This window comes from Uliginosibacterium sp. H1 (genome assembly GCF_036017065.1).
Classification (GTDB): Bacteria; Pseudomonadota; Gammaproteobacteria; order Burkholderiales; family Rhodocyclaceae; genus Uliginosibacterium.
In genome coordinates this window covers 733,529-760,196 of the sequence record NZ_JAYXHR010000002.1, presented here as the reverse complement: position 1 = coordinate 760,196, position 26,668 = coordinate 733,529, and the positions used below count along the sequence as shown (strand labels likewise).

The 26,668-nt window shown below is 67.3% G+C and carries 24 protein-coding genes; 5 read left to right on the top strand and 19 right to left on the bottom strand.

All coding sequences use genetic code 11. The features are described 5' to 3' along the window. Nucleotides 1-606, top strand: coding sequence for a hypothetical protein (locus VVD47_RS13125; protein WP_327603923.1), 606 nt, complete (start codon nucleotides 1-3; stop codon nucleotides 604-606). 23 nt (nucleotides 607-629) lie between these two features. Here VVD47_RS13125 and VVD47_RS13120 read toward each other — a convergent pair whose 3' ends face one another. From VVD47_RS13120 to VVD47_RS13100, 5 genes are all read right to left on the bottom strand, one after another. After that, nucleotides 630-1,100 carry an NUDIX hydrolase gene (locus tag VVD47_RS13120; RefSeq protein ID WP_327603922.1) on the bottom strand — a complete coding sequence of 157 codons (471 nt, stop codon included), beginning with the start codon at nucleotides 1,098-1,100 and terminating at the stop codon, nucleotides 630-632. 9 nt (nucleotides 1,101-1,109) lie between these two features. Continuing rightward, nucleotides 1,110-2,291: a tetratricopeptide repeat protein gene (locus VVD47_RS13115; protein ID WP_327603921.1), complete on the bottom strand. Its 1,182-nt coding sequence runs from the start codon at nucleotides 2,289-2,291 to the stop codon at nucleotides 1,110-1,112. 83 nt (nucleotides 2,292-2,374) lie between these two features. Further along, the gene (locus VVD47_RS13110; protein WP_327603920.1) at nucleotides 2,375-3,481 is read right to left on the bottom strand and encodes a DUF748 domain-containing protein; all 1,107 of its coding nucleotides are present in this window, start codon (nucleotides 3,479-3,481) and stop codon (nucleotides 2,375-2,377) included. 117 nt (nucleotides 3,482-3,598) lie between these two features. Further along, complete coding sequence (locus VVD47_RS13105; RefSeq protein WP_327603919.1) at nucleotides 3,599-4,393, bottom strand: SDR family NAD(P)-dependent oxidoreductase; 795 nt, start codon at nucleotides 4,391-4,393, stop codon at nucleotides 3,599-3,601. A gap of 88 nt (nucleotides 4,394-4,481) precedes the next feature. After that, the gene (locus tag VVD47_RS13100) at nucleotides 4,482-5,681 is read right to left on the bottom strand and encodes an MFS transporter (RefSeq protein WP_327603918.1); all 1,200 of its coding nucleotides are present in this window, start codon (nucleotides 5,679-5,681) and stop codon (nucleotides 4,482-4,484) included. Between the two features lie 192 nt (nucleotides 5,682-5,873). Here VVD47_RS13100 and VVD47_RS13095 point away from each other — a divergent pair, with 192 nt between their 5' ends. The 3 genes from VVD47_RS13095 (at nucleotide 5,874) to VVD47_RS13085 (ending at nucleotide 10,169) form a co-directional block, all read left to right on the top strand. Continuing rightward, nucleotides 5,874-6,788 carry a LysR family transcriptional regulator gene (locus VVD47_RS13095; RefSeq protein ID WP_327603917.1) on the top strand — a complete coding sequence of 305 codons (915 nt, stop codon included), beginning with the start codon at nucleotides 5,874-5,876 and terminating at the stop codon, nucleotides 6,786-6,788. A 371-nt stretch (nucleotides 6,789-7,159) separates the two neighbouring features. Next, nucleotides 7,160-8,317 (top strand): S-methyl thiohydantoin desulfurase domain-containing protein, encoded by a 1,158-nt coding sequence (locus VVD47_RS13090; RefSeq protein ID WP_327603916.1) that lies wholly within the window; start codon nucleotides 7,160-7,162, stop codon nucleotides 8,315-8,317. Between the two features lie 70 nt (nucleotides 8,318-8,387). Further along, nucleotides 8,388-10,169: a putative bifunctional diguanylate cyclase/phosphodiesterase gene (locus VVD47_RS13085; RefSeq protein WP_327603915.1), complete on the top strand. Its 1,782-nt coding sequence runs from the start codon at nucleotides 8,388-8,390 to the stop codon at nucleotides 10,167-10,169. 500 nt (nucleotides 10,170-10,669) lie between these two features. Here the strand turns inward: VVD47_RS13085 and VVD47_RS20830 are convergent, their stop codons facing one another. From VVD47_RS20830 to VVD47_RS13070, 4 genes are all read right to left on the bottom strand, one after another. After that, nucleotides 10,670-11,218: a DUF5625 family protein gene (locus VVD47_RS20830; protein WP_443080983.1), complete on the bottom strand. Its 549-nt coding sequence runs from the start codon at nucleotides 11,216-11,218 to the stop codon at nucleotides 10,670-10,672. An 832-nt stretch (nucleotides 11,219-12,050) separates the two neighbouring features. Continuing rightward, nucleotides 12,051-12,497, bottom strand: coding sequence for a PRC-barrel domain-containing protein (locus tag VVD47_RS13080; protein ID WP_327603914.1), 447 nt, complete (start codon nucleotides 12,495-12,497; stop codon nucleotides 12,051-12,053). 118 nt (nucleotides 12,498-12,615) lie between these two features. After that, nucleotides 12,616-12,933 (bottom strand): BON domain-containing protein, encoded by a 318-nt coding sequence (locus VVD47_RS13075; protein ID WP_327603913.1) that lies wholly within the window; start codon nucleotides 12,931-12,933, stop codon nucleotides 12,616-12,618. A gap of 258 nt (nucleotides 12,934-13,191) precedes the next feature. Further along, nucleotides 13,192-14,064 (bottom strand): hypothetical protein, encoded by an 873-nt coding sequence (locus tag VVD47_RS13070; RefSeq protein WP_327603912.1) that lies wholly within the window; start codon nucleotides 14,062-14,064, stop codon nucleotides 13,192-13,194. Nucleotides 14,065-14,308: 244 nt separating this feature from the next. Between VVD47_RS13070 and VVD47_RS13065 the strand changes: the two genes are divergently transcribed. After that, nucleotides 14,309-15,556, top strand: a complete 1,248-nt coding sequence (locus tag VVD47_RS13065; protein WP_327603911.1) for a PHB depolymerase family esterase — start codon at nucleotides 14,309-14,311, stop codon at nucleotides 15,554-15,556. 100 nt (nucleotides 15,557-15,656) lie between these two features. On the opposite strand, the gene VVD47_RS13060 is transcribed toward VVD47_RS13065, so the two are convergent. The 10 genes from VVD47_RS13060 to VVD47_RS13015 all read right to left on the bottom strand — a co-directional run bounded on the left by VVD47_RS13060 (nucleotide 15,657) and on the right by VVD47_RS13015 (nucleotide 26,661). Next, a complete protein-coding gene (locus VVD47_RS13060; protein ID WP_327603910.1) occupies nucleotides 15,657-16,772 on the bottom strand; it encodes a GH12 family glycosyl hydrolase domain-containing protein in 1,116 nt (371 codons plus the stop codon). Nucleotides 16,773-16,979: 207 nt separating this feature from the next. Then, on the bottom strand, nucleotides 16,980-17,867 hold the full coding sequence (locus VVD47_RS13055; protein WP_327603909.1) for a sugar phosphate isomerase/epimerase family protein: 888 nt from the start codon (nucleotides 17,865-17,867) through the stop codon (nucleotides 16,980-16,982). 244 nt (nucleotides 17,868-18,111) lie between these two features. Then, complete coding sequence (locus VVD47_RS13050; RefSeq protein ID WP_327603908.1) at nucleotides 18,112-19,008, bottom strand: 4-hydroxyphenylpyruvate dioxygenase; 897 nt, start codon at nucleotides 19,006-19,008, stop codon at nucleotides 18,112-18,114. A 31-nt stretch (nucleotides 19,009-19,039) separates the two neighbouring features. Then, nucleotides 19,040-19,873: a shikimate dehydrogenase family protein gene (locus VVD47_RS13045; RefSeq protein ID WP_327603907.1), complete on the bottom strand. Its 834-nt coding sequence runs from the start codon at nucleotides 19,871-19,873 to the stop codon at nucleotides 19,040-19,042. A gap of 208 nt (nucleotides 19,874-20,081) precedes the next feature. Then, nucleotides 20,082-21,083: a TRAP transporter substrate-binding protein gene (locus tag VVD47_RS13040; protein WP_327603906.1), complete on the bottom strand. Its 1,002-nt coding sequence runs from the start codon at nucleotides 21,081-21,083 to the stop codon at nucleotides 20,082-20,084. 110 nt (nucleotides 21,084-21,193) lie between these two features. Continuing rightward, nucleotides 21,194-22,477, bottom strand: a complete 1,284-nt coding sequence (locus tag VVD47_RS13035) for a TRAP transporter large permease (RefSeq protein WP_327603905.1) — start codon at nucleotides 22,475-22,477, stop codon at nucleotides 21,194-21,196. Then, nucleotides 22,474-23,025, bottom strand: coding sequence for a TRAP transporter small permease (locus VVD47_RS13030; RefSeq protein WP_327603904.1), 552 nt, complete (start codon nucleotides 23,023-23,025; stop codon nucleotides 22,474-22,476). Before VVD47_RS13030 ends, VVD47_RS13035 begins: the two co-directional genes overlap by 4 nt. Nucleotides 23,026-23,269: 244 nt before the next feature. Continuing rightward, complete coding sequence (locus VVD47_RS13025) at nucleotides 23,270-23,986, bottom strand: TetR/AcrR family transcriptional regulator (RefSeq protein ID WP_327603903.1); 717 nt, start codon at nucleotides 23,984-23,986, stop codon at nucleotides 23,270-23,272. Nucleotides 23,987-24,252: 266 nt separating this feature from the next. Further along, nucleotides 24,253-25,491, bottom strand: a complete 1,239-nt coding sequence (gene pobA, locus VVD47_RS13020) for a 4-hydroxybenzoate 3-monooxygenase (RefSeq protein WP_327603902.1) — start codon at nucleotides 25,489-25,491, stop codon at nucleotides 24,253-24,255. A 159-nt stretch (nucleotides 25,492-25,650) separates the two neighbouring features. Next, a complete protein-coding gene (locus VVD47_RS13015; RefSeq protein ID WP_327603901.1) occupies nucleotides 25,651-26,661 on the bottom strand; it encodes an aldo/keto reductase in 1,011 nt (336 codons plus the stop codon). Nucleotides 26,662-26,668 lie beyond the last annotated feature (7 nt).

The following is a 26,668-nucleotide window of genomic DNA, read 5'->3' as shown; positions in this document are numbered from 1 at the left end:
ATGGATATCGACCAACTCGAACGCGCGCTGCGCGAGCACACCGGCGAATTCCTGTGCCGGCGCATGCACGATGAAGGCACGACCAAGCGTGTGCGCTTCGCGCACGTCGTCACGCCGCCCCTGTCCTCCGCCACGGTGCCGGCCATCGGCAGGCTGAACGATCTTTACGCACGCGTCGGCAGCGTGGTCCTGTATCACGACGCAGAAAGCGGCGATGCCGCGCGCTATCTGGCACCCCCTGCGGAATGGGCTGCGCTGCACGCCTGCTTCCGGGACTGGGTCGACGACGACGAGGAAGAAGATCTCCTGCCGGACTGGCTGGAGAATGCGATCGTCATCGGCGAGACCCCGCGCTCGGGCAACTACATCCTGATGCCGGCGGAAGGTGACATGGCAGGACGGGTCTTCGAGTTCGATCATGACGGCCTCGAGTTCACCCATATCGCCGACGACGTGCTCGCCTATCTGGCGACCTGGCTCGAACCCGATGCCCGCCGCTTGCGGGACATGGCCTCCCACATGCGCTTCAGTACCGATGGCTGGCAGACGCAGTGGTGGATCACCCGCCTGCAAGACAACTTCGGCCGCATCCTTCACAACGACTGAAGCGCGCCACGCGCCCGCCTGCTTCAGCCGTGTTGCACGACATGCCTGAACGGCAAGCCCGGCTCGTTCAGCGCATCGCGCAGGAATGAGGGGCACAGGTTCACGTCACCAAGATCGCTCAGGCTGAACCAAGCGAACTCCAGCTTCTTGTCACCTTCGACACCGGCGTGTATGCGCTGCTTGTCGAGTAGCGGCGAACTCGCGGGCAGATGCGCCAGGAAATACAGGCCGATCTCGTGGTTCGGCGACCCGAGGTGGTGAAAGAACGCCTCGACGGTGTACAGCAGGCGCTCGCACTGCACGGCTTCGCCCAGCTCTTCCTGCATCTCGCGCACGACCGTCGTCGCCGCGTCCTCACCGGCCTCCACGCGGCCTCCGGGCAGCGCCCAGAAGTCGTCGCCGGGCGCGCGGTGCAGCAGGACGGCGCCGTCGTGCACGAACACGGCGGCCGCACGCAACTGGAAGCGGTGGCCGTCGATGTGGGTGGAGATCATCGCTGCCGTTCAAGCCAGGTACACGTACATGCCCGCAATCGCCTTCTCCTGGTCGTAGCGGATCGGTGCGCTCTCGATCGCGTCGACCCGGAAGCCATTCGCCTCCGCCAGCCGGCGGAGGTAGGCCTCGGCGTGCGCGTAGCGCAGGCTGGGCAGCAGCTTCACGTCTTCGCCCTCCGAGGCCTCGGCGGTGAACACGAAGCGGCCGCCCGCGGACAACAGACGGCGCACGGCGGGGAAGATCTCCGTCAGGTCGCCGACGTAGATGAACACGTCGGCAGCCATGACCAGATCGAACGGGCCCTGCGCGGTCTTCAGGTAGTCGCCGACATCAGCATGGGCCAGCGTGTCGTAGAGGCCGGTGCCACGACTCTGCTCGACCATGGCTTGCGACAGGTCGACGCCTTCCAGCACATCCACCAGCGGGCGGATGAGCTGGCCGCACAGGCCGGTGCCGCAACCGAGATCCAGCGCACGGCCGAAACGCTGGCCGACGTTGATGAGCGGCCGCAGCAGGCGTTCGTGGCCCTGGTAGCGCAGCGTGCTGATGACATGTGACTGGAAGTCGGGCGCGTACTGGTCGAACAGGGTTTCGACATAACGCCGCGGTGCTGCCGTGGTGACGCCACGCACCGACGCCAGGTAATAGCCGGTCAGCTCCGGGTCCGCACCCAGCGCGAGGGCTTTCTCGAAAGCGGTCGCGGCGGCATCCAGTTGCTGCATGTCGCGCAGCAGGTTGCCCCGCGCGACCCACGCATCGGCGTAGGCCGGCCGCGTTTCGATGGCGAGGTCGTAGGCTTCCATCGCATCGTGCGCACGACCCAGCTGCAGCAGGCACTGGCCGTGCTGGACAAGCACTTCGGCCTGCGGCGGCGCGAGCACCGCGGCACGCGCCAGCGCGCTGTCCGCCTCCTGCCAGCGGGACTGCGCGGCCAATGACAGGCCGAGGCTGGTCCATGCGTCCGCATAACCGGGGTCCGCAGCGGTGGCCTGCCGCAGCACCGGCACGGCTTCGGCCATGTGGCCGAGACGGAACAGCGTGATGCCGAGGTTGCCGAGCACCGACGGGCGTCCCGGCGCGAAACCCAGTGCGGTCTGGAAGGCATCGCGGGCTTGCTCCAGCCGGCCGGCTTCGAAGTGTTCGATGCCGCGCAGGAACCAGTCGCGCGCCTGTTCGAGTTGAGTGTCCATGGGCGGCATTATGAGCGACGCCGCGAAGGCAGGCGGGAGATGCCGCCCTGTGCTGGCGACGAACCCGCCTGCCCGGCGAACACCTACTTGCCGAACAGCTTGCCGACGGCGTCCTCGATCTGGCTGCCGATGCCGGTGCCGGACGATGTGCCGTCGCTGCTGCCACCGCCCAGCCCGACGAGCTGTACCAGCGCCTTGCCGGCCTGTCCGTAGATCGCTTCATTGAGCGAGAACCGCGAATCGTCCAGGTTGCCCTGCACGGTGAAGTCCAGTGCGACCGGACGCTTCGTGTCGGCATCCAGGCCGCGCGAGCGTGCAAACACCGCAGCGGCCTCGCGCGTGAAGCCCGCCACGCCGCCGAGTTCGAGACCGCTGAGCTGCATGTGCCCCGGTGCGTGCAGGCGGCGCTTGTCGATCCTGCTGCGGACATCCAGCGCCAGCGTACCGGCCTTCACGTCGCCGTAGGGCTTGCGGAACAGGTAGGGCCCGACGAGCTTGAGGGGGGTGTCGGTCAGCTTGAGCTGCAGGTCCGAGTCCAGCGTGCCGGCAACCAGCCAGCCGTCGAGCGCCAACCTGCCCTGGCCACCCACGCGCGCGCGCACATCCAGCTGGCTGCGCGCGTCGAAAGCGGGCAGCACGAGATCCGTGAGGTCCAGCGCCAGCTCGTCGAGTGGGATGTGCTGCGCCTTGCCACCCAGCGTCGCATCGTAGAAGTCGACGCGGCTGTCGCGCAGCGCGATGTGGCCGATACGCACCTGCGGACCGCTGCCGGCAGGGGCGTCGGGGCCAGCCGGCTTGCCGGCAGCAGGCTGCTTCGGCTTGTCGAGCAAGGCGGGCACGATCTGCATGCCGGCGCGGTTGCGCAGCACCGTCAGGGCAGCGTCCTCGATCTCGATGCGCGACACGACGATGCGGCCGCCCAGCAGGCTGCGCAGGTCGGGCGTGACGAAGACCCGCGCCGCGTGCAACTCGTCCTGCGTCGGCCAGCCTCGCTGGCTGGCACGGATGCGCAAGCCGTCGATCTCGATGCGCGCCAGGCCGACGCGGATCTCGCCCACCTCACCGGTCTGTCCCAGCGCGGCGACGATCTGCGCGCGCAGGAGATGCAGAGCAGCGTAATAGCCGCCGCACACCGCAACGACGAGCAGCGGCACGGCAATCAGCAGACCCAGGCGAAGGCGACGGTTCATGCGCTCATGGTAGTCGACGCGCCACGGCCCGACGCGGCCAGCGGTCAGCTTCCTGCACCTCGTGGCGCGGGCGCAGTGACGCCGGCATGGCTGCGGGCGTGCGCGCCGCGGCCATGCTCACGCGATGCTGTCCACCACCCCGCCATCCACGCGCAGCGCGGCGCCGGTGGTGGCGGAGGCCTGCGGCGAGGACACGTACACGATGAGGTTGGCGACCTCCTCCACCGTTGCCACGCGCTGGATGATCGACGTGGCGCGGTGCGCCTTCACGAAGGCGGTGCCGGCCTGCTCGATGGTCTGGCCGGCGCGTTCGGCGTCTTCCTTCAGCATGGCCTCCACGCCTTCCGACAGGGTGGGGCCGGGCAGCACGGCATTCACCGTGATGCCGGTGCCGGCCAGCCGCTTGGCGAGCCCGCGCGACACCGCGAGGTTGGCGGTCTTGGTCATGCCGTAATGGATCATGTCGGCCGGGATGTTGAGGCCGGACTCGGAGGACAGGAACACCACGCGGCCCCAGCCCTTCGCCTGCATGCCGGACACATAGGCACGCGACAGTCGCACGCCGGACATGACGTTCACGTCGTAGAAGCGCTGCCATTCGGCGTCGGGGATGTCGAAGAAATCCTGCGGGCCGAAGATGCCGGCGTTGTTGATGAGGATGTCGGCGACCGGCTCGGCCACCACCAGCGCGGCGCAGCCCTCGGCGGTGGCCACGTCGGCGGCGACACCGCGCACCTGCGCACCGGGCACCACCTGTTTCAAACGGGCGATGGCCGCGTCGACGGAGCCCTGCGAACGGCCGTTGAGGATGACGGTGGCCCCTGCCTCGGCGAGCCCCCTGGCGGTGGCGAAGCCGATGCCGGCGGTGGAGCCACTGATGACGGCGGTCTTGCCGGTGAGATCGATCTTCATGAGAACACTCCTGCGTCTGTGTTTAGGGAAGTATGGATTCATGGCACATGGCGGTGCGACACGCCGCCTGCCGGTGACGCCCTGCTTGCTACTTGCCGACTGCCGCACTCGCCACTGTGACCGCGGCGGGGCTGCGTCGTTGCGTAGCCTCCAGCCGCAGCGCGAGCAGGGCCACGCCAAAGGCCGCCAGCGGCACCAGCGCGGCCACCCAAGGCAGGGCTTGCAGACCCATGCCGCGGGCGATGACCTCGCCGCCCAGCCAGGCACCCAGCGCGTTGCCGAGGTTGAACGCGCCGATGTTGAAGCTGGACGCCAGGCTCTGGCCGGCGCCGTGCGCCTTCTCCAGCACCCACATCTGCAGCGGCGGCACGGTGGCAAACGACGTGATGCCCAGCAGGCCGACGAAGACCACCGCCATCGTTTTGTCATGGATGGAAAATGTCGTCAGCCCCAGCGCAACGGACAGCGCCAGCAGGCTGCCCAGCACGGTGGCAACGAGGCGACGGTCCGCCAGCCTGCCGCCCAGCAGGTTGCCGAGGATGAGGCCGCCACCGAACACCAGCAGGATGGGCGACACGGCGGCATCGGCAAAGCCGGTCACCTCGGTGAGGATGGGCGCGATGTAGGTGAACACCGCGAACAGGCCGCCGAAGCCCAGCACGGTGGTGAGCAGGCCGAGCAGCACGGGGGCGCGCATCAGCGCACGCAGGTCGGCGCGCCAGTCGCTCGCCTCGGGAGCCGACCTGTCCTGCGGCACCAGCAGCGCGATGACCGCAAAGGCGACGACGCCCACGGCGGTGACGGCCCAGAAGGTCGCGCGCCAGCCGAAGTGCTGGCCCAGCCAGGTGCCGAAGGGCACGCCGAGGATGTTGGCGATCGTCAGGCCGGTGAACATCACCGCGATGGCCGAGGCACGCTTGTCCGCTGCCACCAGCCCGGTGGCCACCACCGAGCCGACGCCGAAGAAGGTGCCGTGGGCAAAGGCGGTGACGATGCGCGCCACCATCAGCGCGGTGTAGCTGGGCGCCAGCGCGCAGGCCAGGTTGCCCAGCGTGAAGATGACCATCAGCCCCAGCAGCACTTGCTTGCGCGGCCAGCGGCTGCTCAGCACCGTCATGACCGGCGCACCCACCACCACCCCCAGCGCATAGCCGGAGATGAGCAGGCCGGCGGCGGGAATCGACACGGCTAGGTCGCTGCTGACCTGCAGCAGCAGGCCCATGATGACGAACTCGGTGACGCCGATGCCGAAGGCACCGGCGGTGAGGGCATAGAGGGCGAGCGGCATGTGCTTCTCCACCTTGGAAGACTGGAATGGAGCGCAGCATAAGCAAGCCGGCTTTGGTGATATAGACTGCCGGCAAGCAAAACTCCTGTGAATTGGATTCACAGATTGATGTGGCGTACTGCGAGGGCACTGCGGGCCCACCACAGGCGCCTGCGGCACGTTGCAGACGACCACGCACCGGAAAGGCCAGACATGGCGAGACAAGAAATCAACCGCGCCCACGAGATGGAAGTCTTCGTGCGCGTGGTGGAACTGGGCGGCTTCTCGGCCGCCGCCCACGCGCTGCGCATGACGCCGTCCGCCGTCAGCAAGCTGGTGAGCCGGCTGGAAGCGCGCCTGGGCACCCGCCTGCTCAATCGCAGCACGCGGCGCCTGCAACTCAGCGACGAGGGCCGCCTGTTCCATGAGCGCAGCCTGCGGGTGCTGGCCGACATGGAGGAAGCCGAGCGCGGCGTCGCCGCCAGCGCCACGCCGCAGGGCCTGCTGCGGGTGAACACCAGCCAGTCCTTCGGCGTCCATTTCCTGCTGCCGCTGATGCCGGCGTTCATGGCGCTGTACCCGGGCGTGCGGGTGGAGATCATGCAGACCGACGCCATCGTGGACCTGGTGGAAGCGCGCACCGATGTCGCCATCCGCGCCGGCCCGATGAAGGACTCCGCACTCGTGGCCCGCAAGCTCGGCGACACGCGCAAGTACATCGTCGCCTCTCCCGCCTACCTCGCACAACACGGCACGCCGCGGGTGCCGGCGGATCTCGCCGCCCACAACTGCCTGGGCTTCACCTACCGCCGCGCCATCGAGGGCTGGCCGCTGATGGAGGGCACCGGCCGCAAGCGGCGCCAGATCCTGTGGGAGATCGACGGCAACACTCGCGTCAGCGACGGCGAGGCCCTGCGCCACCTCGCGCTCGCCGGCCTGGGCCTGGTGCGGCTGGCGGCCTTCCAGCTGCGCGCCGACATCGAAGCGGGCCGGCTGGTACCGGTGCTGGAAGACTGCAACCCCGGCGAGACGGAGGCCTTCTACGCGGTGTACGTCGGCCACGGTGGCCACCTGCCGGCACGGGTGCGTGCCTTCCTGGACTTCCTCGGCGAGCGGGTGCGGATGTAGGCCTGCAGCCAGGTGGGCGTGACGCGCCCGTCACGCCCGTGGTTCGTGGGTTCGCGGGCTCGTGGTTCGTGGCGGGCTTGTCGCGGGCCTCGTCCCCCTTGATTCACGCCTGAATCCTGTTGGGACGAAACCGGTTTGCCGGTAGCCGGTCCGGCCCGCGCTCCACGCGGATACACCTGCCCGGCCGCGCGTTTCGGCTTCATGACATCGGACTTGACCCACCCTTCCGGGCAGGCCGTGCGCAGGCGTCACGCCCGGCCTGCTGTTTTCTTAAAGTTTTGCCCTACCCGTCCGCTACGAAGGCTTCGGCCTGCCGGATTTCCGGTGGTGCCAACCAACCGGGGGTCACGATGGCGGGCAGATCATGGGAGTTGAACGATATCTACGATGCCGCGGCGGGTGCAGCCATTCTGGGTAGTGGCGGCGGCGGCGGTTACCAGGACGCACTCATGATCATCAACCAGCTGGCGGGCAACCCCGACTGGAGCGGCGTCGTCCCCGTGGGCGACTACGACGGCAGCAGCCCCTGCAGCGTCATCTTCATGATGGGTTCGCCGGACGCGGCCGGGCAGATGAGCCTGGAAGAACTGTCGGCCTGCATCGGCAACGCGCTCACCGTGCAGACCAACGTCTGCGGCTTCACGCCCACCTGCACGATTCCCATCGAGACCGGCCCGATCAATTCCCTGGCCCCGGTGATCGCCGCGGCCCTCAACCTGGGTGGCGTCACCTGGGTGGTGGACGGCGACGGCGCCGGCCGCGCCGTGCCCGAACTCCCGCAGACCACCTACGCCGGCTCGGCACTGCCGGTCGCCCCCTGCGTGGTGGCGGACAACGCCACCGTGGCCAGCCAGATGCAGTCCGGCGTGCTCACCACCACCAGCACCCCCAAGGTGGAGTCGCTGGCCGGCGCCGCCGTCAAGGCCTTCGGCTCCTTCGCCGGCGTGTCGATGTGGCAGTCGGCGTCCGGCAACGGCTACGCGCTGACCGGCAACTACATTCCCGGCACGCTGGAGCAGAGCCGCGCGTTGGGCAACTTCCTGCGCTCGTCGGCGCAGACCGACACCGCCACGGTGGCGGCGAAGATCGCCAGCCTCACCGGGCGCAGCGCCGCCGCGGTCGTCACCAACTACTACATCACCCAGGTGACGCAGGCCACCAGCTCCGCCTCGCTCGATGCCGGGGTGATCCGCCTGGACACCGACCCGGACCCGGCCCACAGCACCAACACCGTGTTCCTCTACAACATGAACGAGAACCTGATCGCCTATTCGACGGCGCAGGCCACGCCGCTGATCATCGCGCCGGACTCGATCTGCTACTACTCCGAGGACGAGAAGGCCGGCTTCTCCAACGCCACGCCGGACCTGGCGGTGTATTACGACTTCACCACCGGCCAGAGCACCGGCAAGAAGGTCAGCCTCGTCCAGGTCACCGCCGCCCCGCAACTGGTCAGCACGCCGGGGGTGATGGAGTCCTTCACCACCCTGCTGCGCGCCATCGGCTACGCCGGCGCCCTGCCCACCTGAGGCCTGATCGACCAAGACGCGTGGCACCCGGCCGGGTGCCACGACGGTGACGCAGAAGGACCCGAAGCACATGAGCGCCAGCGACGACCACAAACGCCTGCAACTCGCCCTCGAAGCCGCAGGGCTGGACCTGTGGGAGAACGACCTCGTCGCCGGCAAGGTGACCCACCCCGCCACCCGTACCTTCCGCGAGCTGGGCTACCAGCCGGAAGAAGTCGGCGACAGCCTCGCCTTCTGGCTCGACATCCTGCACCCGGACGACCTGCCCTCGGTGGGCGAAGCGCTGGCCGCCTACCGCGACGGCCGCGCCGACAACTACCGCAGCGAGTTCCGCCTGCGCGCCAAGGACGGCGAGTGGCTGTGGTACGCCAACTATGGCCGCGTCATGACCGGCACCGCGGATGCCGGCATGCACCGCTTCATCGGCGTCACCTTCAATATCGACGACCGCAAGCGGCGCGAGGAAGAACTGGCGCGCATCAACCAGCTGCTGTCCGCGCAGAACCAGCAGCTGGACCAGATGAACACCCACCTGGAAAAGCTCTCCACCACCGACCCGTTGACCAAGCTGTGCAACCGCCGCGCGGTGAACGAACGCCTGCATCGCCTGGTCAGCGTGGACCGCCACCCCTCCGCCCTGCTGTTCGTCGACCTCGACAACTTCAAGAAGACCAACGACCTCTACGGCCACGACGTCGGCGACATCCTGCTGTGCCAGGTGGCGCAGCGCCTGCAGAGCTGCATCGACTCCGCCGACCTCATCGCGCGCTTCGGTGGCGACGAGTTCGTGCTGCTGGTGCGCGACCCGCAGACGGCGGGCACGCCCTTCCGCGCGCACGTCGAAGCACTCGCCACGCGCATCCTCACCATCCTCGCGCAGCCCTACGTCGTCGGCGACCTGATGCTGCACTCCTACGGCAGCATCGGCGTGGCCTGCTTCCCGGACGACGGCTGGACGGTGGACGAGCTGACCAAGCGCGCCGACATCGCGCTCTACCGCGCCAAACACAAGGGCCGCAACCGCTACTGCTTCTTCCAGCCCAGCATGGAAACCGAGCTGCAGTACCAGGACAACATCGAGACCGAACTGCGCGCCGCCCTCAAGACCCGCCAGCTGGAGCTGCTCTACCAGATCCAGGTCGACCGCAACCTGCGCCCGGTGGGCGCCGAGGCCCTGCTGCGCTGGCACCACCCGGTGCGCGGCCTGCTCAGCCCCATGCAGTTCCTGCCCGACGCTGTCGCCAGCGGGCTGATCCACGACATCGAGGAACTGGTGCTCGACACCGCCTGCGCCGCGCTGGGCAAATGGCAGCACGACCCCGTGCTCAGGAACATGACCCTGGCCGTGAACATCACCGCCCGGTCCTTCGAGCATCCCGCTTTCACCGAGACCGTCATCGGCATGCTGGACAAATACCGGCTGCCGCCCGGCCTGCTGTGCCTGGAACTCACCGAGCACCTCAAGGCGCAGTCCTTCCCGGACGCCGCCCGCGTCATCAACCAGCTGCGCGAGCGCGGCGTGCGCTTCGCGCTGGACGACTTCGGCACCGGCTACTCATCGCTGGAAAGCCTCAAGTACCTGGCCTTCGACCAGATCAAGCTGGACGCCGCCTTCGTCGCCGACATCACCGACAACCCCGTCAGCCAGGCCATCGTCGCCGGCGTGATCGCCATCGCCAGCGCGATGAACATCGAGATCCTCGCCGAATGCGTCGAACGGCACGAGCAGCTCGAACACCTGATGCGCCGTGGCATCGAACGCCACCAGGGTTACCTCTTCGGCAAACCGCTACCGCGCATGGTGGTGGAGGCGGCGATACGCAGTGCGCTGGGGGAGAAGGTGGCGCAGTAGCGGGACACGTCGCGGCGGTCTTGCCCGGACGTCGCGGACGCTCCGTCATTCCGGCAGCACCCCGAAGCTCGTCACTCCGAGCAGTCTGAAGCACATCCATTCCGGCGCGGCCTGACGCACCGTCATTCCCGCGGAAGCGGGAATCCAGCGACTTTGATTTGTGTTGTGGCGTTGTCTGCCGGCTCACGCCGTGGGGTGGCGGCTCATCGTGAGGCTGCGCCGGGACTCGCCCCGGCGGGCGAGGTTCTTTCTTTGTGCGGACAAAGAAAGAACCCAAAGAAAGCCGCCCCGCTTCCGCCGCCGTGCTTCGCACGGTTCCCTGCGCTGCGCGCCATGACGAGCGGCTGCGGAACTCGCTTCGCTCAGACAGTACTCGCCGTCGCGCTACGCGCGATTCCTCGTCATGGCTGTGCTGCTCGGCGGCTGCAGAGGGGATTGGAGCCGCGCAGACTTGATCCGACGCGCCTCTCAACATTGGAGGTGACCGACTTGTTAGGACATTACTTCCCACCCGCATGGATGATGAGACTCGGGTGTAGTGTGTCGAGATCGGGTCTAGACTCCAAGTTTTGAACCTCAATCGAATAGGTGCCCTCAGCAAGGTCAATCAGGCTCAGCACCTGTGTTTTCACTGCCGCCCCATCATGTCCGCCCCGACACACTGACGCGATGTCCTGTGAATAGGCGACCGCCCCGCTCGGTTGCCTCTTAATCGTGACCCTAAGCCTCAGGGGCTGCCCAAGCTGACTGCGATCAGATGCAGGGAAATCCTCGAATCGCTTAGCACTTGGTCCGTAACATGGCGCGTCGAAACGACTTCCCACAAGGGTGTCACTGATGCGCTCTTGCGTGCTCGGAAACGTGAACCGCGCGGACAGGAAGTAGCCGTGGCTCACCGGGACTTTGAACTCCGTCGACAGGACCGTACCCGACCGCGCAACTGCGATGGGCGTCTCCTTCAGTAACGGGGGGAATGCGCAAAGCGCAGACAACCAAAGGGCGGCCCCGATGACAGGCTTTTGGCACAACGCATACAGCGTCGGGTTCATGTGATGTCTAACTTGTTTTAGGGAGCAGCCTTGCTTCCTAACATCGGCGCGTGCTCCCTAACATCGCGCCTTCCTGCACCATTAAACGCTTGGTCCACAACGGTTCTCGTCTGACGGGTAGCGGCTCAATACCCACTAACAGAATCGGCAAAAACCTCACCTCTCATACAAGACCGCAGCATACCGTCTGCATGCTTCACGTGGAGCCATCCGAAGAGACAATCGCGGCAATGTGGCACGGCTCCCTTCCCCTCTGTAGCCGCCGAGCAGCACAGCCGGGACGAGAAATCGCGCGTAGCGCGACGGCGAGGACTGTCTGAGCGCGAAGCGCGAGTTCCGCAGCCGCTCGGCATGGCGCGCAGCGCAGGGAACCGCCGAAGGCGGCGGCGGAAGCGGGGCGGCTTTCTTTGGGTACTTTCTTTGTCCGCACAAAGAAAGTACCTCGCCCGCCGGGGCGAGTCCCGGCTCGGCCTCACGATGAACCGCCACTTCACGGCGTGAGCCGGCAGACAACGCCACAACACAAATCAAAGTCGCTGGATTCCCGCTTCCGCGGGAATGACGGTGCGTCAGACCGCGCAGGATGGAGGTGCGTCAAACGGACCGAATGACAAGCTTCGGGTGCTGCCGCAAGACGGAGCCGTCCACGACGGTCAACGCGCAGGAAGCGAATGGGGGGGCACGCTCAAACCCTCCAGACGACAACAGCCCGATGCACCTTGCGATGCATCGGGCCGGCCGGAGCGGGTTGGGGTGAGGGAGGAATCGCCCCGCGCTGCTCCTTGATCTGCCGGTTCCGGGCACCGGCGGATCGTGGCGCTGTGTGCGGCGCTCAGTGCGCGCGCGGGTCCCACCAGTACGGCTCGCGGCCGTAGGCGGCGTAGATGTCCGCAGCCCAGCGCGAGTCGCCGAAGGACGGCCAGTGGTCCTTGTCGAAACCTTCGCTGGCCTTCAGGCGTTCCTTGTCGATGTCGAGCACGAAGCACTTGCGGTCGGCGTCGAGCGTCAGGGCGCTCCAGGGGATGGCGTGGAGCTTCTCGCCCATGCCGAGGACACCGCCGTGCGACAGCACGGCGTAGGCGATGCGGCCTTGTGCCACGTCGAGCATGATGTGTTCGATGCTGCCGAGCTTCTCGCCGGCCGCGTTGTACACCTCGTCACCGGCAAGGGTGTCGGCTGCCATGATTTCCGGGCCGGGGCCGCTGGTATCGCCCTGGCCGCCGATGATGGCGGCGCCACGGTTGTTGCCATAGCTGGGGGAGTCTTGAGAGATGGCCATGTCATTCTCCTTTGCAGTCTGTGCGATGAATGTCCGGGGCGCCGGTTGCTGGCCGGGGCCCCGGGCGGGCAGGCGGCCACCGGTGTGGCGGCCGCGGTGCCGGGTGGCTGACGCAGGCTTACTTGGTGGTCAGCTTGTTGTTCACGCTGGACACGCCTTCGATCGAGCGGGCGACGGCGGTGGCCTGCTCGACTTCGGCGCGGCTGTCGACCTTGCCGTTCAGCGTGACGACGCCGTTACGGGTGTCGACGTTGATGTTGCGAGCCTTGGTCAGCTCGTTGTCGGCCAGCGCGGCCTTGACCTTGGTGTTGACCGTTGCGTCATCCACCACCTGGCCGGCGGAGCGGTTCGGCTTGCCGTCATCGGCAGCCATTGCAGGGGCCATGCTGACGGTGAGAAAGGCGGCGGTCATCGTTGCGGTGATGAGCTTCTTCATGATGATTTCTCCTGTTGCGATTGCTACGGTTGGGTCCGCATGAAGCGGTTATGGTCGGGGCTTAACAGCCCCTTGTTGCGGGCAGGCGCTAATGGCCTGTCTCGCGGGTCCGGCCTCACGCTCAGGTGAATAGCGCGATGAGGATGATGATCGGGATGGGTACACCAATCAGGTAGAGCAGAATCGAACGCATGATGGGTCTCCTTTCTTGATGTTTCGTGTTTGCTACGGGCCGGCGCGAGCCAGCCTGTGCAGTGGTCAGAGGTCGCGCTGGCGGCCGCCGTAGATGGCCATGAGGCTGGCGAAGAAGGCGCCGCACAGCAGGGCTACGAAGGACCACAAGGCGGTCTTGGCCGCAGCCGCACGGGTCGCGTCGGCCACTTCCTGCGTCTTGCGTTGCAGATCAGCCGCAGTCTGGCGGGCAAGCGAGTAGCTGCCGTCGACACGACGCTCGGCTTCGGCAGGCGGCAAGCCTGTCTGAGCGGTCACGACGGAGACGAGATAGCGACGATCCTCCGCGGGCAGGTCCACATTGCCTTGCACGCCGTTGGCATAGATGCGCAAGACTTCTGCACGTACTGCCGGATCCAGCGGCTGGGTACGCAGGTCGCGGCGAAGTGCGGCGTCCACGTTGTAGTCAAGGGATTCGCCCAGCTGCTCCGCCGTCACGGCAGCGCCCGCGGCCGCGGCCGGTGCTGTCGTACCTAGCACAGCGGTAATGGTGCCGGTCAGGAATGTGGCGGTGACCAATGTGGCCACGGACCACGCGAGGAAGCCATGCGCCGTGTCACGAAAGTAAACCTCGTCAGCCTGTACGCTGGACCAGCGCACGCGGAGACGGCCGGCCAGGTAGCCACCGATGCCGGAGGCGGCAATCTGCGTGAAAGCCAGCCATACCACCGTTGATACGCCGATTGCCTTGGCGGAAATACCTTCGTTCTCCCAAGGAGAAACGGCCGACAACCCGAGGCCGAAGCCTAGCGTCAGGAGGATCAACGACAGGGCAGCGGCGCCCGCCGCACCTGCCATGATGGCTCCCCACGACGTACCGGACACCGCCAGATCGTTGGCGGCGCCAATCGGCGGTGCGACATAGGCGGGACTGGTACGGTCATGAACGGCGTTGGTCATGGCATATCCTTGTTTGGGTGTTGTTATCGTTGTGAAGGCCGGTGCAAGCTCTCACCGGTGTTGATGCAAAGTTAGGCCTGACGCGGGTTTGCCAGAAGGGGAAGATGGCGCGATTGCGCGTAGGGATGCGCTGACAGGGGGCAGATCGTCAAACGGCGGCGTGTCCGCATGGGCAAAGTGCACCCATGCGCAGCGCATTGCCTATGCTCTGCCCACGCCCCGTTACCGTTTGCCCGAGACCGCCATGTCTACGACACTCCCACTGCTTCCCGTCGCACGTATCCACGCCGTGCCCGCCTCCGTCGCCGGCGGTGCGCCGCAGCCTGCAATACGCGACACGTCCGGATCGCGCGAACGGCGGCACAAGGCAATCTTCGTCCGCACCCTCGCCTGGCTGTCGCTCTGCTCAGCATCCAGCCTGCATGCACAATCACTGCCCGCGTTGCCGCACCTGGACACCGCGCAGATCACCGTGTCCGGCCTGTCCTCCGGTGGCGCGATGGCGATGCAGCTTGCGGTGGCGTACTCGGGCCGGGTGGACGGCGTGGGCCTGTTCGCCGCACCGCCCTACGCCTGCGCCGACGGCTCGGTGTGGTGGGCGCTCAACCAGTGCATGCTGACCGGGCTGGGGCCGTTCTTCGGCTTCATGTACGGCTCCGTCAGCGAGTGGGGCGGGCTGCCGCTGTCGGCGGAGCGCATGGCCGACAAGGCGCGGCGCTGGGCCGGCGAGGGCAAGGTGGACCCGGTAGCGAAGCTGGCCACGCAGAAGGTGTGGTCCTACCGCGGGCTGGCGGACTCCACGGTGGGCAACAATGCCTACGCCGCGATCCGCGGCTTCTACGCCGGCTTCGGCAACACCGTGAGCGAAGAGGCCGACAGCCGCCGCCGCAACGTGCCGCACGCGATTCCCATCGCATCCGACGGGCTGGACGTATGCACGGTGGATGCACCGGGCGACGAGAAGGTCTTCCTCGCCTCCTGCCGTTTCGACGGTGTGGGCGCGATGCTCAAGTCCCTGTTGCGACGCGGCCAGGACACCGCCGCGCTGAAGCCCGGCAAGCCGGTGGCCGGCAGCTTCGTGGAGTTCGAGCAGAAGCGCTACCTGCCGGCCGCGCCCGGTGGTGTGCTGAGCATGGCGGACACGGCTCGCGCCTATGTGCCGGCGCGCTGTCGCGAGGGCAGCGGCACCGCCTGCAAGCTACACGTCGCCCTGCACGGTTGCCGCCAGGGCGCGGACGGCAACTACAGGCTGTTCACCGAGCGCGCCGGCTACAACGAGTGGGCCGAGACGCTGGGGCTGGTGATCCTCTACCCGCGCGCCGTCGCCACCGACGGCGCCACCTCCGCCAACCCGCGCGGCTGCTGGGACTGGTGGGGCTACAGCGGCAACCAGCCGCTCAACAGCTACGCCTGGAAGCAGGCGCCGCAGATGCGCGCGGTGATGTGCATGGCCGACGCGCTGAAGACCGGCGCGGCCAGCTGCCCGCGCTGAAACCAGCGTCGGTGCCGCAATGAGAAAGGGCCGGATCGACCGGCCCTTTTTTCGTCACCGGAGCGCTAGCCCGGCAAGCTACAACCCCCTCGTCGGCGCCTCACTGCACGTCGACGTTGTACTGGTGCACGTCCAGCTGCGCCTGGCCCACGAAGGGCTCGGTGCCGAACTGGATGCTGTTGAGGTACTTGCTGCTGCTCATCCAGCCACGACCGGTCAGGTCGTTGAGGAAGTCGCGCAGGTTCAGCGTGCCGGCGTTGGAGTTGGACACGCGCACATAGGAGTACACGTTCCAGGTGCCCACCACGCCGCGGTACAGGTCCCAGCTGGTACCGGCGATGGTGACGGTGGCCTGCCTGGTGCCGGCCGGGCCGGCGCCGCCGGAGCGGTACAGCCAGATCATCACTTCGTCCGTGGGCTGGTGTTCCCAGGTGGGGTTGTTGATGTTGTGCAGCCACAGGTCGTAGGCGACGTTCTTGGTGCCGTTCGATCCCACCGTGTAGTTGTAGGTCGTCGGGATGCTGCGGTTGTCGGACACGCGCACCGGCAGCTCCGTGCCGCTACGACGCCAGCCCCAGTGCCAGCCCAGCACCACGCTGGTGTAGGACTTCACCGCATTGCTGGCGCCTGCCCAGTTCCAGTTGGTGCCCCAGGCCAGGTCGTTGCCGGAATGGCTCGTGTACCACATGCATTGCGAGCCGGTGCCGTCGTCACCCCACAGGTTGTTGTTGAGGTAGTACTTGCCCAGGTCGATCGCCGCTGCCTTGGCGCAGGTGTAACCCAGTTTCGCCGGACCGCCGGACGAGGTGGACGAAGAGGACGAGGAGCTGCTCGAACTGCTGGAGGAGCTGGACGAACTGGAACTGCTCGACGAACTGCTCGACGACGAACTGCTGGAACTCGACGATGAGGAGGATGAGGAGGACGAGGACGACGAAGACGAGCCGCCTCCGTCGAACCCCGCGTAGGAGCACCAGGCCGACGACGTGAAGTTGTTGGCCGGGAAGTTGCTGCCCCTGCAGACGACGCCGTTGGTGAAGCTGCCGTAGACGAAGCTGCCGGACTTGCCGAGGGCCACCGTGCGGGTGCCGGTGAAGGAGCAGGTGGCGCCCTTGTTCTGCGCGCACTTGGTGTAGCCGCTGGGGTAGTCGGTCGCCGCTTGGCTGGCGAGCGACAGCAGGAGCAGACCTGCCCCCGTGAGCATCCTGACGTACATGGTGTTTCCTCCGAGAGTGGCGTGCCGGTGTCAGCCCGGCATCTGCGTATGCGCCCGGTGCGTCCGGGATGGACGCCCGTGCCTCTGCACAAGCATGGTCAGCCGTGGGCACGACCACAAGTTGCGCCGCCGCAGGATTCGGCAAACTCGCCGGGAGCCGACAAACTCACCAGCACGGAGGTGGCGCAGGCGCCACGCGGACAGGCATCAGGCCGCGCGCGCTTGCGTGGCCCAGGCCGGCAGCGGCGCCGCGTGGTGCAGCACGTCGTCGCGCAGCCACAGGGCGCTGCGGCGGCCGCGGGCCGCGACGACGTCCAGCGGCAACTGCTGGTAGTCGTCGTTGAAGACCTCGAAGCTGTAGTCGCCGCGGAAGCCGGTCTTCTCCAGGCGGATCACCAGGTCGGCCAGCGCGTCGCTGTGCACCCCCTCGCCGGGAAAGACGCGGAAGGTGCGCGCGGTGGTCATGCGGTCCTCGAAGCTCTGCGTCTCCTGCCACATGAAGTCGGACAGCTGCACGAGGAAGATGCGCTCCGGGTCCAGCTCCTCGATGGCGTCCAGCGGCGTCTTGGCGGCGATGATGTGGTACGAGTCGATGCCGATGCCGAGGTTGGGCATGTCGGCACGGCACACCACGTCCCAGGCGGTGGTGTACTCGTTGATGGTGCGGCCCCAGGACAAGCCTTCGTAGGCCACGCGGATGCCCAGCGGCAGCGCCAGCATGGCCAGCTTGCGCAGGTCGCGCGCGAGTCCGTCGTAGTCCTGCGTGGCGTGGCGCGACACCGAGGAGCAGGCCAGCAGCACGCGGCTGCCGAGCGCCGCGCACATTTCCAGCATGCCCTTGGCGATGTCCACCTTGTAGTCGTGCAGGTGGCCGGAGAGTCCCTCGAAATCACGCAGCACCTGGAAGCCGGTGGGCCGCAGGCCGCTGGCGCGCACCGCCGCGACGGCCGCCGGCACGCCGCCGGGGTGGCCGACGATGTCGCGTGCATTCAGCATCACCTGCGAGAAGCCGGCCTGCGCGATGGCGGCGAGCTTGGCCTCCAGCGGGCCGGCGAAAGTGATGGTGTCCAGGCCGAAGCCGTCGAGTGCGTTCATGGTGAGTCTCCACATCGTCTGCAACCGCAAGGCCTCCCATCCCGTCGTCCCTGCGAAGGCAGGGACCCAGCGTCGTTCACGCTCTTCCTTCTTACCCCCAACGACGCTGGATTCCTGCCTTCGCAGGAATGACGAAGCGGGAGGTTGTCGCGGGCGCGTGCCGCCGCAGGCGTAGCCCGGGCTGTACGCATGGAAGCCCGACATCCTGTGCTGCACATCGCGATCGCCATGGTCGGCATCACCGTCAACTCGTCTGGTGAACCAGCTCGAAGGCCACGTTGCCCAGCACCGTCCGCGTCAGCGCACCGCGGTCTTCCGGGTGCAGCTCGGCGGAGTCCACGAAGCTGACCCCGCGGGCGGTCAGCGCGGCGACCGCGGCGGGTACGTCCGGCACGCCGATGCCGATGCGCTGCAGGGACTCGTTGAGCAGGCTCTCGTCTTCCAGAGAAGGCACCGGCTCCACGAGCTGCCACAGGAAACCGCTGCCGCCTGCGGCACCCGGGCTGCGCATCAGCGTGCCCTTGGGCATGATGCCGAAGCGCTGGTCGTCGGGAATCAGCTCGAAGCCGAACAGGCGTTCGTAGTAGGTGATCCAGTCCACGCTGCGGCCGGCGCCGATGTACTGCACGATGCCGAAGTAATGCATGCCGGCCAGCGCGGGTGGCCGCGGGTCGACGTCGTGGATGGTGGTAAAGTCGATGTCGTAGATGGAGAACTCCTGCCAGCGGTCCACGAAGTAGAAGCGGCTGCCACCGGGGCCGTGGATGGCCGGGATGTGCAGCTCCATGGCGCGGGCGTGGCTGGCGACCTCCCAGGCGCCGAGGTCCAGGCAGCGCTGGTGCGCGAGGCGCGCATCGCGCACCCGCAAGCCCACCGCGGAGATGACCGGCCCGCCGCCTTCGGTGGCACCGACACGCGCGTCGTCCGGGTGGGCGTTGAGCACCAGGTTCATGCCGCCCTGGCGGTACAGCGTGATCTCGCGCGAGCGGTGCCGCGCCACCGCGCGGAAGCCCATCGCCTCCAGCGCCTGGCCCAGGGCCAGCGGCTGGTTGGTCACGTACTCGATGAATTCGATTCCGGCGATGCCCAGCGGGTTGCTGGCCTCGGGGATGCTCTCGTGCAGCGGGTGGTGGGCATTCATCGCGGGCTCCTGCTTTCCGGGTTGGGCGGCGTCAGTAAGTCATGCGCGCCACCGCGCGCAGGGTCTCCGGCGTGGTGACCGGCAGACCGAAGTATTCGAGGTAGGCGGGAATCTGTTCGAACAGCATGTCGGCCCCCACCTGCACCTTGCAGCCGCGTGCGAGTGCGGCCTGCAGCAACGGCGTGTGTTCCGTCTTCAGCACCACCTCGCCGACGAAGCTGCCGGCGTCCAGCCGCGTGACGTCGATGGGCAGTGGGTCGCCTTCCTGCATGCCCAGCGGCGTGGCGTTGACCACCAGGTCGAAGCCCGCCGGGTCCTTGCTGCCGGTGACGATGGTGACCGCCGGGTAGTGCTGGTGCAGGCGTGCGGCCAGGGCGTTGGCGGTGTCGATGGAAGCGTCGTACAGGGCGATGCCGGTGACGCCCGCGGCGACCAGCGACGCGGCGATGGCCGAGCCCACGCCGCCGCAGCCGACCACCAGCGCGCGCCTGCCGGCCAGTTGCAGGCCCTTGCGCTGCACGCCACGCACGAAGCCCTCGCCGTCGAACATGTCACCCAGCAGGCGGCCGTCCTCCGCACGCCGCACGGCATTGCAGGCGCCGGCGATCTGCGCGGTGGGCGACAGCTCGTCGATCAGCTCCAGCGTGCGCACCTTGTGCGGCATGGTGATCAGCGCACCGCAGATGTTGGTGAGGCGGAACAGCGCCGGCAGCAGGGCCGGGTAGTCCGGTGCCTGGCAGCCCATCGGCACCACCACCGCATCCACCCCCGCCTGCTCGAAGTAGGGGTTGTAGATCAGCGGCGACTTGAAGGTGTGCGTCGGGTAGCCGATGTGGGCAATGAGCGAAGTGCTTCCCTGGATCATGTGGCGGTTCCTGCGGGTTCTGCTTGCGGCGCGCCCGGATGCGACCGGACGCTCGCCTTCCCACGACGCTTCGCCGCAGGCACGGGAAGAGCGGGAGAAATGGAGTGGAGCGAAGCGGAACGGTTCTGGCGAGGCGCGCCGCCGCAGACAGTACGCGCCGGTACGGCAAGGCGGCGCAACAACGCCAGAACCATTTCTCCCGCTCTTCCTACTTACGCAGCTTGTCGAGCTCGGCCAGCATCTCCTTCGTCGCTTCCGGGATGGCCTCGCCGTGCTTGGCGATCACCGGCTTCATGCGCTCGCGCAGCTTGGTGGTCTCGGCCGGCGAGAACTCGCTGACCTGCATGCCGGCCTTCTTCAGCTGGTCCAGCGTGCCGGCGTCGGAATCACGCGCGACCTGGCGCTGGTACTTCGCGGCTTCGTTGGCGGCGTCCTGCAGCACCTTGCGCTCGGCGGCGTTGAGGCCGTCCCACACCTTCTTGCTGAAGATCACCGACTGCGGGTTGTACTGGTGGTTGGTCAGCGTGAGGAACTTCTGCACTTCGGAGAACTTGTTGGCGAGGATCACCGACAGCGGGTTCTCCTGGCCGTCCACCGCCTTCTGTTCCAGCGCGGCGTACAGCTCGGTGAAGGCCAGCGGCGTCGGGTTGGCGTCCAGCGCCTTCACCCAGTCCACGTTGATGGCGTTCGGGATGACGCGCAGCTTGAGGCCGGAGATGTCCTCCACCTTCGTCAGCGCGCGACGGCTGTTGGTCATCTGGCGGAAGCCCAGCTCCCAGTAGGCCAGGCCGACGATGCCCTTCTCCTGCAGCTTAGCGTGCATCTTCTGACCGAAGGGGCCGTCGACGATCGCGTCGGCTTCCTTGCCGTTGGCGAACAGGAAGGGGAAGTCGTAGATCGCGAAGTCCTTCACCTGCGAGGCGAGGATGCCGGAGTTGAGCACCACGATCTCGATGGTGCCGCCCTGCAGCGCGCTGACGCTGGCGGCGTCACTGCCCAGTGTGCCACCGGGAAAGAGGTTGAGCTTCATCTTGCCGCCCGACTTGGCGGCGACCAGTTCGGCGAACTTCTCGCCACCGGTCACCAGCGGATGGCCCTTGGGGTTGGCCTGGCTGACCTTGAACGCGTGTTCGCGGATCTCCTGCGCATGTACGCCGAAGGCTGCCACGGCCAGTGCCGCCACGATGGATTTGAGGAACAGTCTTTTCATGTCATGTCTCCTTGTGTGGGTGCAAGGTTGTTGCAGGCCTACGCAAACCGGGAAGCCATCCGCCGCGGCGTGGCCAGCGCGGCGGGTGACGCAGAACAATTCCTTTGCCGTCAGCCGCCGTACATCCAGCGGGCGGGCACCATGACCAGATCCGGGAACAGGATCAGCAGGAACATCACGCCGAACTGCGCGCACATGAAGGGCAGCACGCCGCGCGTCACCTGGTCGAGGCTCACCTTGCCGACACCGGCCACGGTGTTGAGCACCGTGCCCACCGGCGGGGTGATGAGGCCGATGGCGTTGTTGATGATGAACAGCACGCCGAAATACACCGGGTCGATGCCGGCCGCCTTCACCAGCGGCATGAGGATGGGCGTCAGCAGCAGGATGGTGGGCGACAGGTCCAGCGCGGTGCCGACGATCATCACGAGGATCATGATCGCGACCAGCAGGATCTTCGGGTTGTCCAGCAGAGGCTGCAGCAGTTCGATGACCTGGCCCGGCAACTGGGCGACGGTGATCAGCCAGGCGGTGACCATCGAGGCCGCCACCAGCAGCATGATGACCGCGCTGGTCTTGGCCGCCGACACGAACAGCGGGACCAGGGTGCGCAGCGTCAGTTCGCGGTACACGAAGACGGAAATCGCGATGGCATACACCGCCGCCACGACCGCGGCCTCGGTGGGCGTGAACACGCCGAACTTCAGGCCGACGATGACGATCACCGGCAGCACCATGGCCCACAGCGAGTCGCGCAGCGCCTGCTTCACCTCGGCACGCGAGCGACGCGGCGGCGGCGCCACGTTCTCGCGGCGCGACAGGAACCACCAGGTGACCCACAGTGCAGCGCCCAGCAACAGGCCCGGGAAGATGCCGGCGAGGAACAGCTTGGTGATGGACACGTTGCCGGCCACACCGAAGATCACGAAGGCGATGCTGGGCGGGATGACCGGCGCGATGATGCTGGCCGACGCGATGAGGCCGGCAGAACGCGCTTTGTCATGGCCGGCCGCCACCATCATCGGCAGCAGCAGCGCGCCCAGCGCGGCGGCATCGGCCACCGCCGAGCCCGACAGCGCCGCCATGATGCAGGCCGCCACGATGGTGACGTAGCCGAGGCCACCCTTCACGTGGCCCACCACCGCCAGCGCCAGCGCGACGATGCGGCGCGACAGGCCGCCGGCGTTCATGACCTCGCCGGCCAGCATGAAGAAGGGCACCGCTAGCAGCGGGAAGGAGTCGGCGCCGTTGATGAGGTTCTGCGCGAGGATCTGCGCCTCGAACAGGCCGAGGTGCCACATCAGCGCCACCGCGGTGAGCATCAGGGCGAAGGCCACCGGGATACCCAGGGCCATGGTGGCGAGCAGCGCACCGATGAAGACGGCGATCGTCATGCCTGCCTCGCGTCGTGGGTGGCGGGGATGCCATGCGGCAGGTCTTCGCTCTCCTGCACCATCACCAGGTCGGCGTCGTCGACGCGGCCGGTGAGCAGCATGAAGAAGTTGCGCAGCAGGATCAGCGTGGTGAGCACCGCGAAGGCCAGGCCCGAGGCATAGAACCACGCGACCGGCACTTCCATCACCGCACTGGTGGTGCCGGCGTTGATCACCACCTGGTCATAGGCGCCGCGGAAGACCAGCCAGCAGGCGAAGATCATCATCAGGTAGCCGACCGCGAGGCACAGCTTCTTCAGCCGGCGCGGCAGGCGCGCGACCAGGAAGTCGGTGCCGAGGTGGCGGTTCTCCTTCAGCGCGACGGCGCCGCCGAGGAAGGTCACCCACACGAACAGCCAGCGCGAGAGTTCTTCCGACACGCTGATGCCGGAGTTGAAGGCGTATCGCAACACGACGTTGCCGAACACCAGCACCACCATGAGTGCCAGCATCGCCGCCACCAGCCAGTCGAGCAGGCGGTAGCAGGCATTGACGAATCCTGTGAGCACGAGGCACATCTCCTGTTGTAGCCGGGCCCGTGGTTCCCGGGTCCTGGTTCGCCGGTGGAGCCAGCGCAGGAACGCGCCATCTTCACCAGCAATCAAAATGTACGAACTAGTTAGTTTTTGCGCCATGCGAGCTAACCCGCATCTGCACCGCAGCAGATTCCGCCTGCGGTCAGGCAGCGCGAGACGAGCCCCTGCCTCCGCCCGGCAGCAGCCCGTGGTCTGTCGTTGTCGGCGGCCTTGCGCGTTACCGGCGCACGTAGCGCAGGATCATCTCGACGATGTTGGCGCGACGCTGTTTCAGCGCCCTGGGCGTACGGCCATCACGCTTGAAGATGAGGTCGAAGGTGTACTGGTTGGAGACGTTGAAGAAGCACAGCGCGGAGATCGACGCATGGATGTCGATCGGGTCCAGCCCCGGCCGGAACAGGCCTTGCGCGACGCCACGTTCGTACAGCTCGCGGATGGCGTTGATGGCGGGCACGTTGAGCTTCTGGATGATCTTGCTCTGGGCCAGGTACTCGCCGCGCTGCATGTTCTCGGACATGACGATGCGGATGTAGTCCTGGCTGTTCCAGTGGTGGTCGAAGGTGAAGCCGACCAGCCGCGCCAGCGCGTCCTCCGGCGCCAGGTCGGCGAGGTGCAGCTCGCCCTCAGTCAGGCGCACGCTGCGGTAGGACTCCTCCAGCACGGCCAGGTACAGGCCCTCCTTGCTGCCGAAGTAGTAGTAGATCATCCGCTTGCTGGTGCGCGTGGCGTCCGCGATCGCATCGATGCGCGCGCCGGACAGGCCCTTGGCAGCGAACTCCTGCGTGGCGACGGCGAGGATCTCCGCCATCGTGCGCTCGGGGTCGTTGGTGCGCGGCAGCGCGGCCTTGCTGCGCGTCCCCGCCGCAGCGGCCTTCGGAGTCTTCGTCGCGGTCTTTGCCGGGGCGCGTCGACGCGGATGTACTGGTTGGTCCATTCCGCGAGTATAGGCGGACGCCGCAGGGCCGCCAGTGGGCGTTGCAGCAAGCCTCTGCAGATGACCGCAAGGGGAAAGGCGCTGTCCGTCGATGCGTCGCGGAGTCCTCCGTCCGGATGGCAAGACTGCGTGCTGGGCTTCGCTTCGCTCAACCCAACCTGCCCCCTCCTGCGTGGCCCTCGCTGTGGACGTAGGTTGGGTTGAGCGCAGCGAAGCCCAACGACAACTCCCATACAACGTCCCCAAGTTGCACTCGCCGCATCACCTCAATGCAACACCATCGGCAGCCCGACGTAGTTCTCCGCCAGTGCGGTCTGCGCCGCCTGCGAGCCGAACAGGTAGGCCAGCTCGGCTTCCTGCATGCGGTCGCCGAAGCCGGCGTTGTCGGGGAAGCGGTGCATCAGCGAGGTGAACCACCAGGAGAAGCGCTCCGCCTTCCACACGCGCGCCAGCGCCCGCTCGGAATAGCGCGCCAGGCCTTCGTCGTCGCGGCCGTTGTAGTGGTCGGCCAGCGCAGCGGCGAGATAGGTCACGTCGGCGGCGGCGAGGTTGAGGCCCTTGGCGCCGGTGGGCGGCACGATGTGGGCGGCGTCGCCGGCGAGGAACAGGCGGCCGAAGCGCATCGGCTCGGTGACGAAGCTGCGCAGCGGCGCGATGCTCTTCTCGATGGACGGGCCGGTCACCAGTTCGTCGCAGGCCTGCGGGTCGAGGCGCAGGCGCAGCTCCTCCCAGAAGGCGGCGTCGCTCCACTGCTCCACCTTGTGGTCCAGCGAGCACTGCAGGTAGTAGCGGCTGCGCGTCTTCGACCGCATGCTGCACAGCGCGAAGCCACGCGGGCTGCGCACGTAGATGAGCTCGTCCGACACCGGTGGCACGTCGGCCAGCAGGCCCAGCCAGCCGAAGGGGTAGACCTTCTCGAAGGTGCGCAGCGCACCGGCCGGCACGCTGGCGCGACACACGCCGTGGAAGCCGTCGCAACCGGCGATGTAGTCGCAGGCGATCTCGTGGGCGACGCCATCGCGGGTGAAGCGCACCCGCGGCTGCGAGCCGGTGGAAGTCCCTGCGCCTAAGTCATGCACGCTGACGCCCTGCGCTTCATACACCGTGAGCAGGCCTTCGGTCGCGCGCGCCTCCATGAGATCGCGGGTCACTTCGGTCTGGCCGTAGACGGTGACGTGCTTGCCACCGGTCAGCGCAGCGAGGTCGATACGGTGGCGCTGGCCATCCACGCACAACTCCACGCCGTCGTGCGGCAGGCCTTCGGCATGCATGCGCGCACCGACGCCGGCGGCATCCAGCGCATCGGCGGTGGTCTGCTCGATGACGCCGGCGCGGATGCGGCCCAGCACGTAGTCACCACTCTGGCGTTCGATGATCACCGCATCGATGCCGGCCTTGTACAGCAGCTGTCCCAGCAGCAGCCCGGCGGGGCCGGCGCCGATGATGGCGACCTGGGTGCGGGTGGGAATCATCGTCGATGAGTCGGTCGATTTCGTGATGCTCATGATGCGTCCTTCAGGCGCCGGCGAAGACGCGCAATGCGGTGAAACCTGTCCGGCCTGGAAGGCGTAACAGGATGGATCTGGCCAGGCGCATCGACGGTGACAGTACAAGTAGTACGGCAAGGAGATGCAACAACGCCAGAGCCATCCTGATGCGCCTTCTCAGTACTCTTCGCTGTCGATCTCGGCCTGTGTCGCCTCGTTGTAGCGCGTCCCGGCGATGCGCGCCGGCGCGAACAGCGCAGTCAGGCAGCCCACCAGCGTCGAGCTGAGTGCGACGCGTGCAGCGCCAAGGTTCTGCTCCAGGTGGTCGATGCGCGTGGTGCCGGGAATCGGAATCACGTCCTCGCCCTGTGCCAGCAGCCAGGCCAGTGCCAGTTGCGCCAGCGTGCAGCCAGCCTCGTCGGCCATGGCCCGCGCCTCGTCCAGCAGACGCAGGTTGGCGGCGTAGTTGGCCGATTCGAAGCGCGGCATCGACCGGCGGATGTCCTTGGCATCGAACGTGGACACGTCGCGCAGCACGCCGCCGAGATAGCCGCGCGCGACCGGGCTGAAGGCGACGAAGGCCACGCCCAGTTCGCGACACGCCGCGAGCGCGCCCAGCTCGGGGTTGCGGGTCCACAGCGAGTACTCGGACTGCAGCGCGGCGACGGGATGCACCGCATGGGCGCGACGCAGGGTGGCGGCCGATACCTCGGACAGGCCGATGGCGCCGATCTTGCCCTCGCGCACCAGGTCGGCCAGCGCGCCCATGCTTTCCTCGATGGGCACCGCCTTGTCCCAGCGGTGCAGGTAGTACAGGTCGATGTGGTCGGTACGCAGCCGGCGCAGGCTGTCCTCGCAGGTCGCCTTGAGGGTGGCGGCGCGACCGTCGATGACGCGCTTGCCCTCGATGCCCTGCATGCCGCACTTGCTGGCCAGCAGGAAGCGGCTGCGCTGCGAAGACAGCGTGCGCCCCACCAGTTCCTCGCTGGCGCCGAAGCCGTACAGCGCGGCGGTGTCGAAGAAGTCCACGCCGAGATCCAGCGCGCGCAGCAAGAGCCGCTGCGCATCGGCCTCCGGAAGGGGCGGGCCGTAGGCGTGGCTGAGGTTCATGCAGCCGAGGCCGATGGGAAAGACCTGGCGGCCGGCGATGGTGCGCGTAGGTGTCGGCATGGCGGTGGAGTAAGTCATCTCTTGG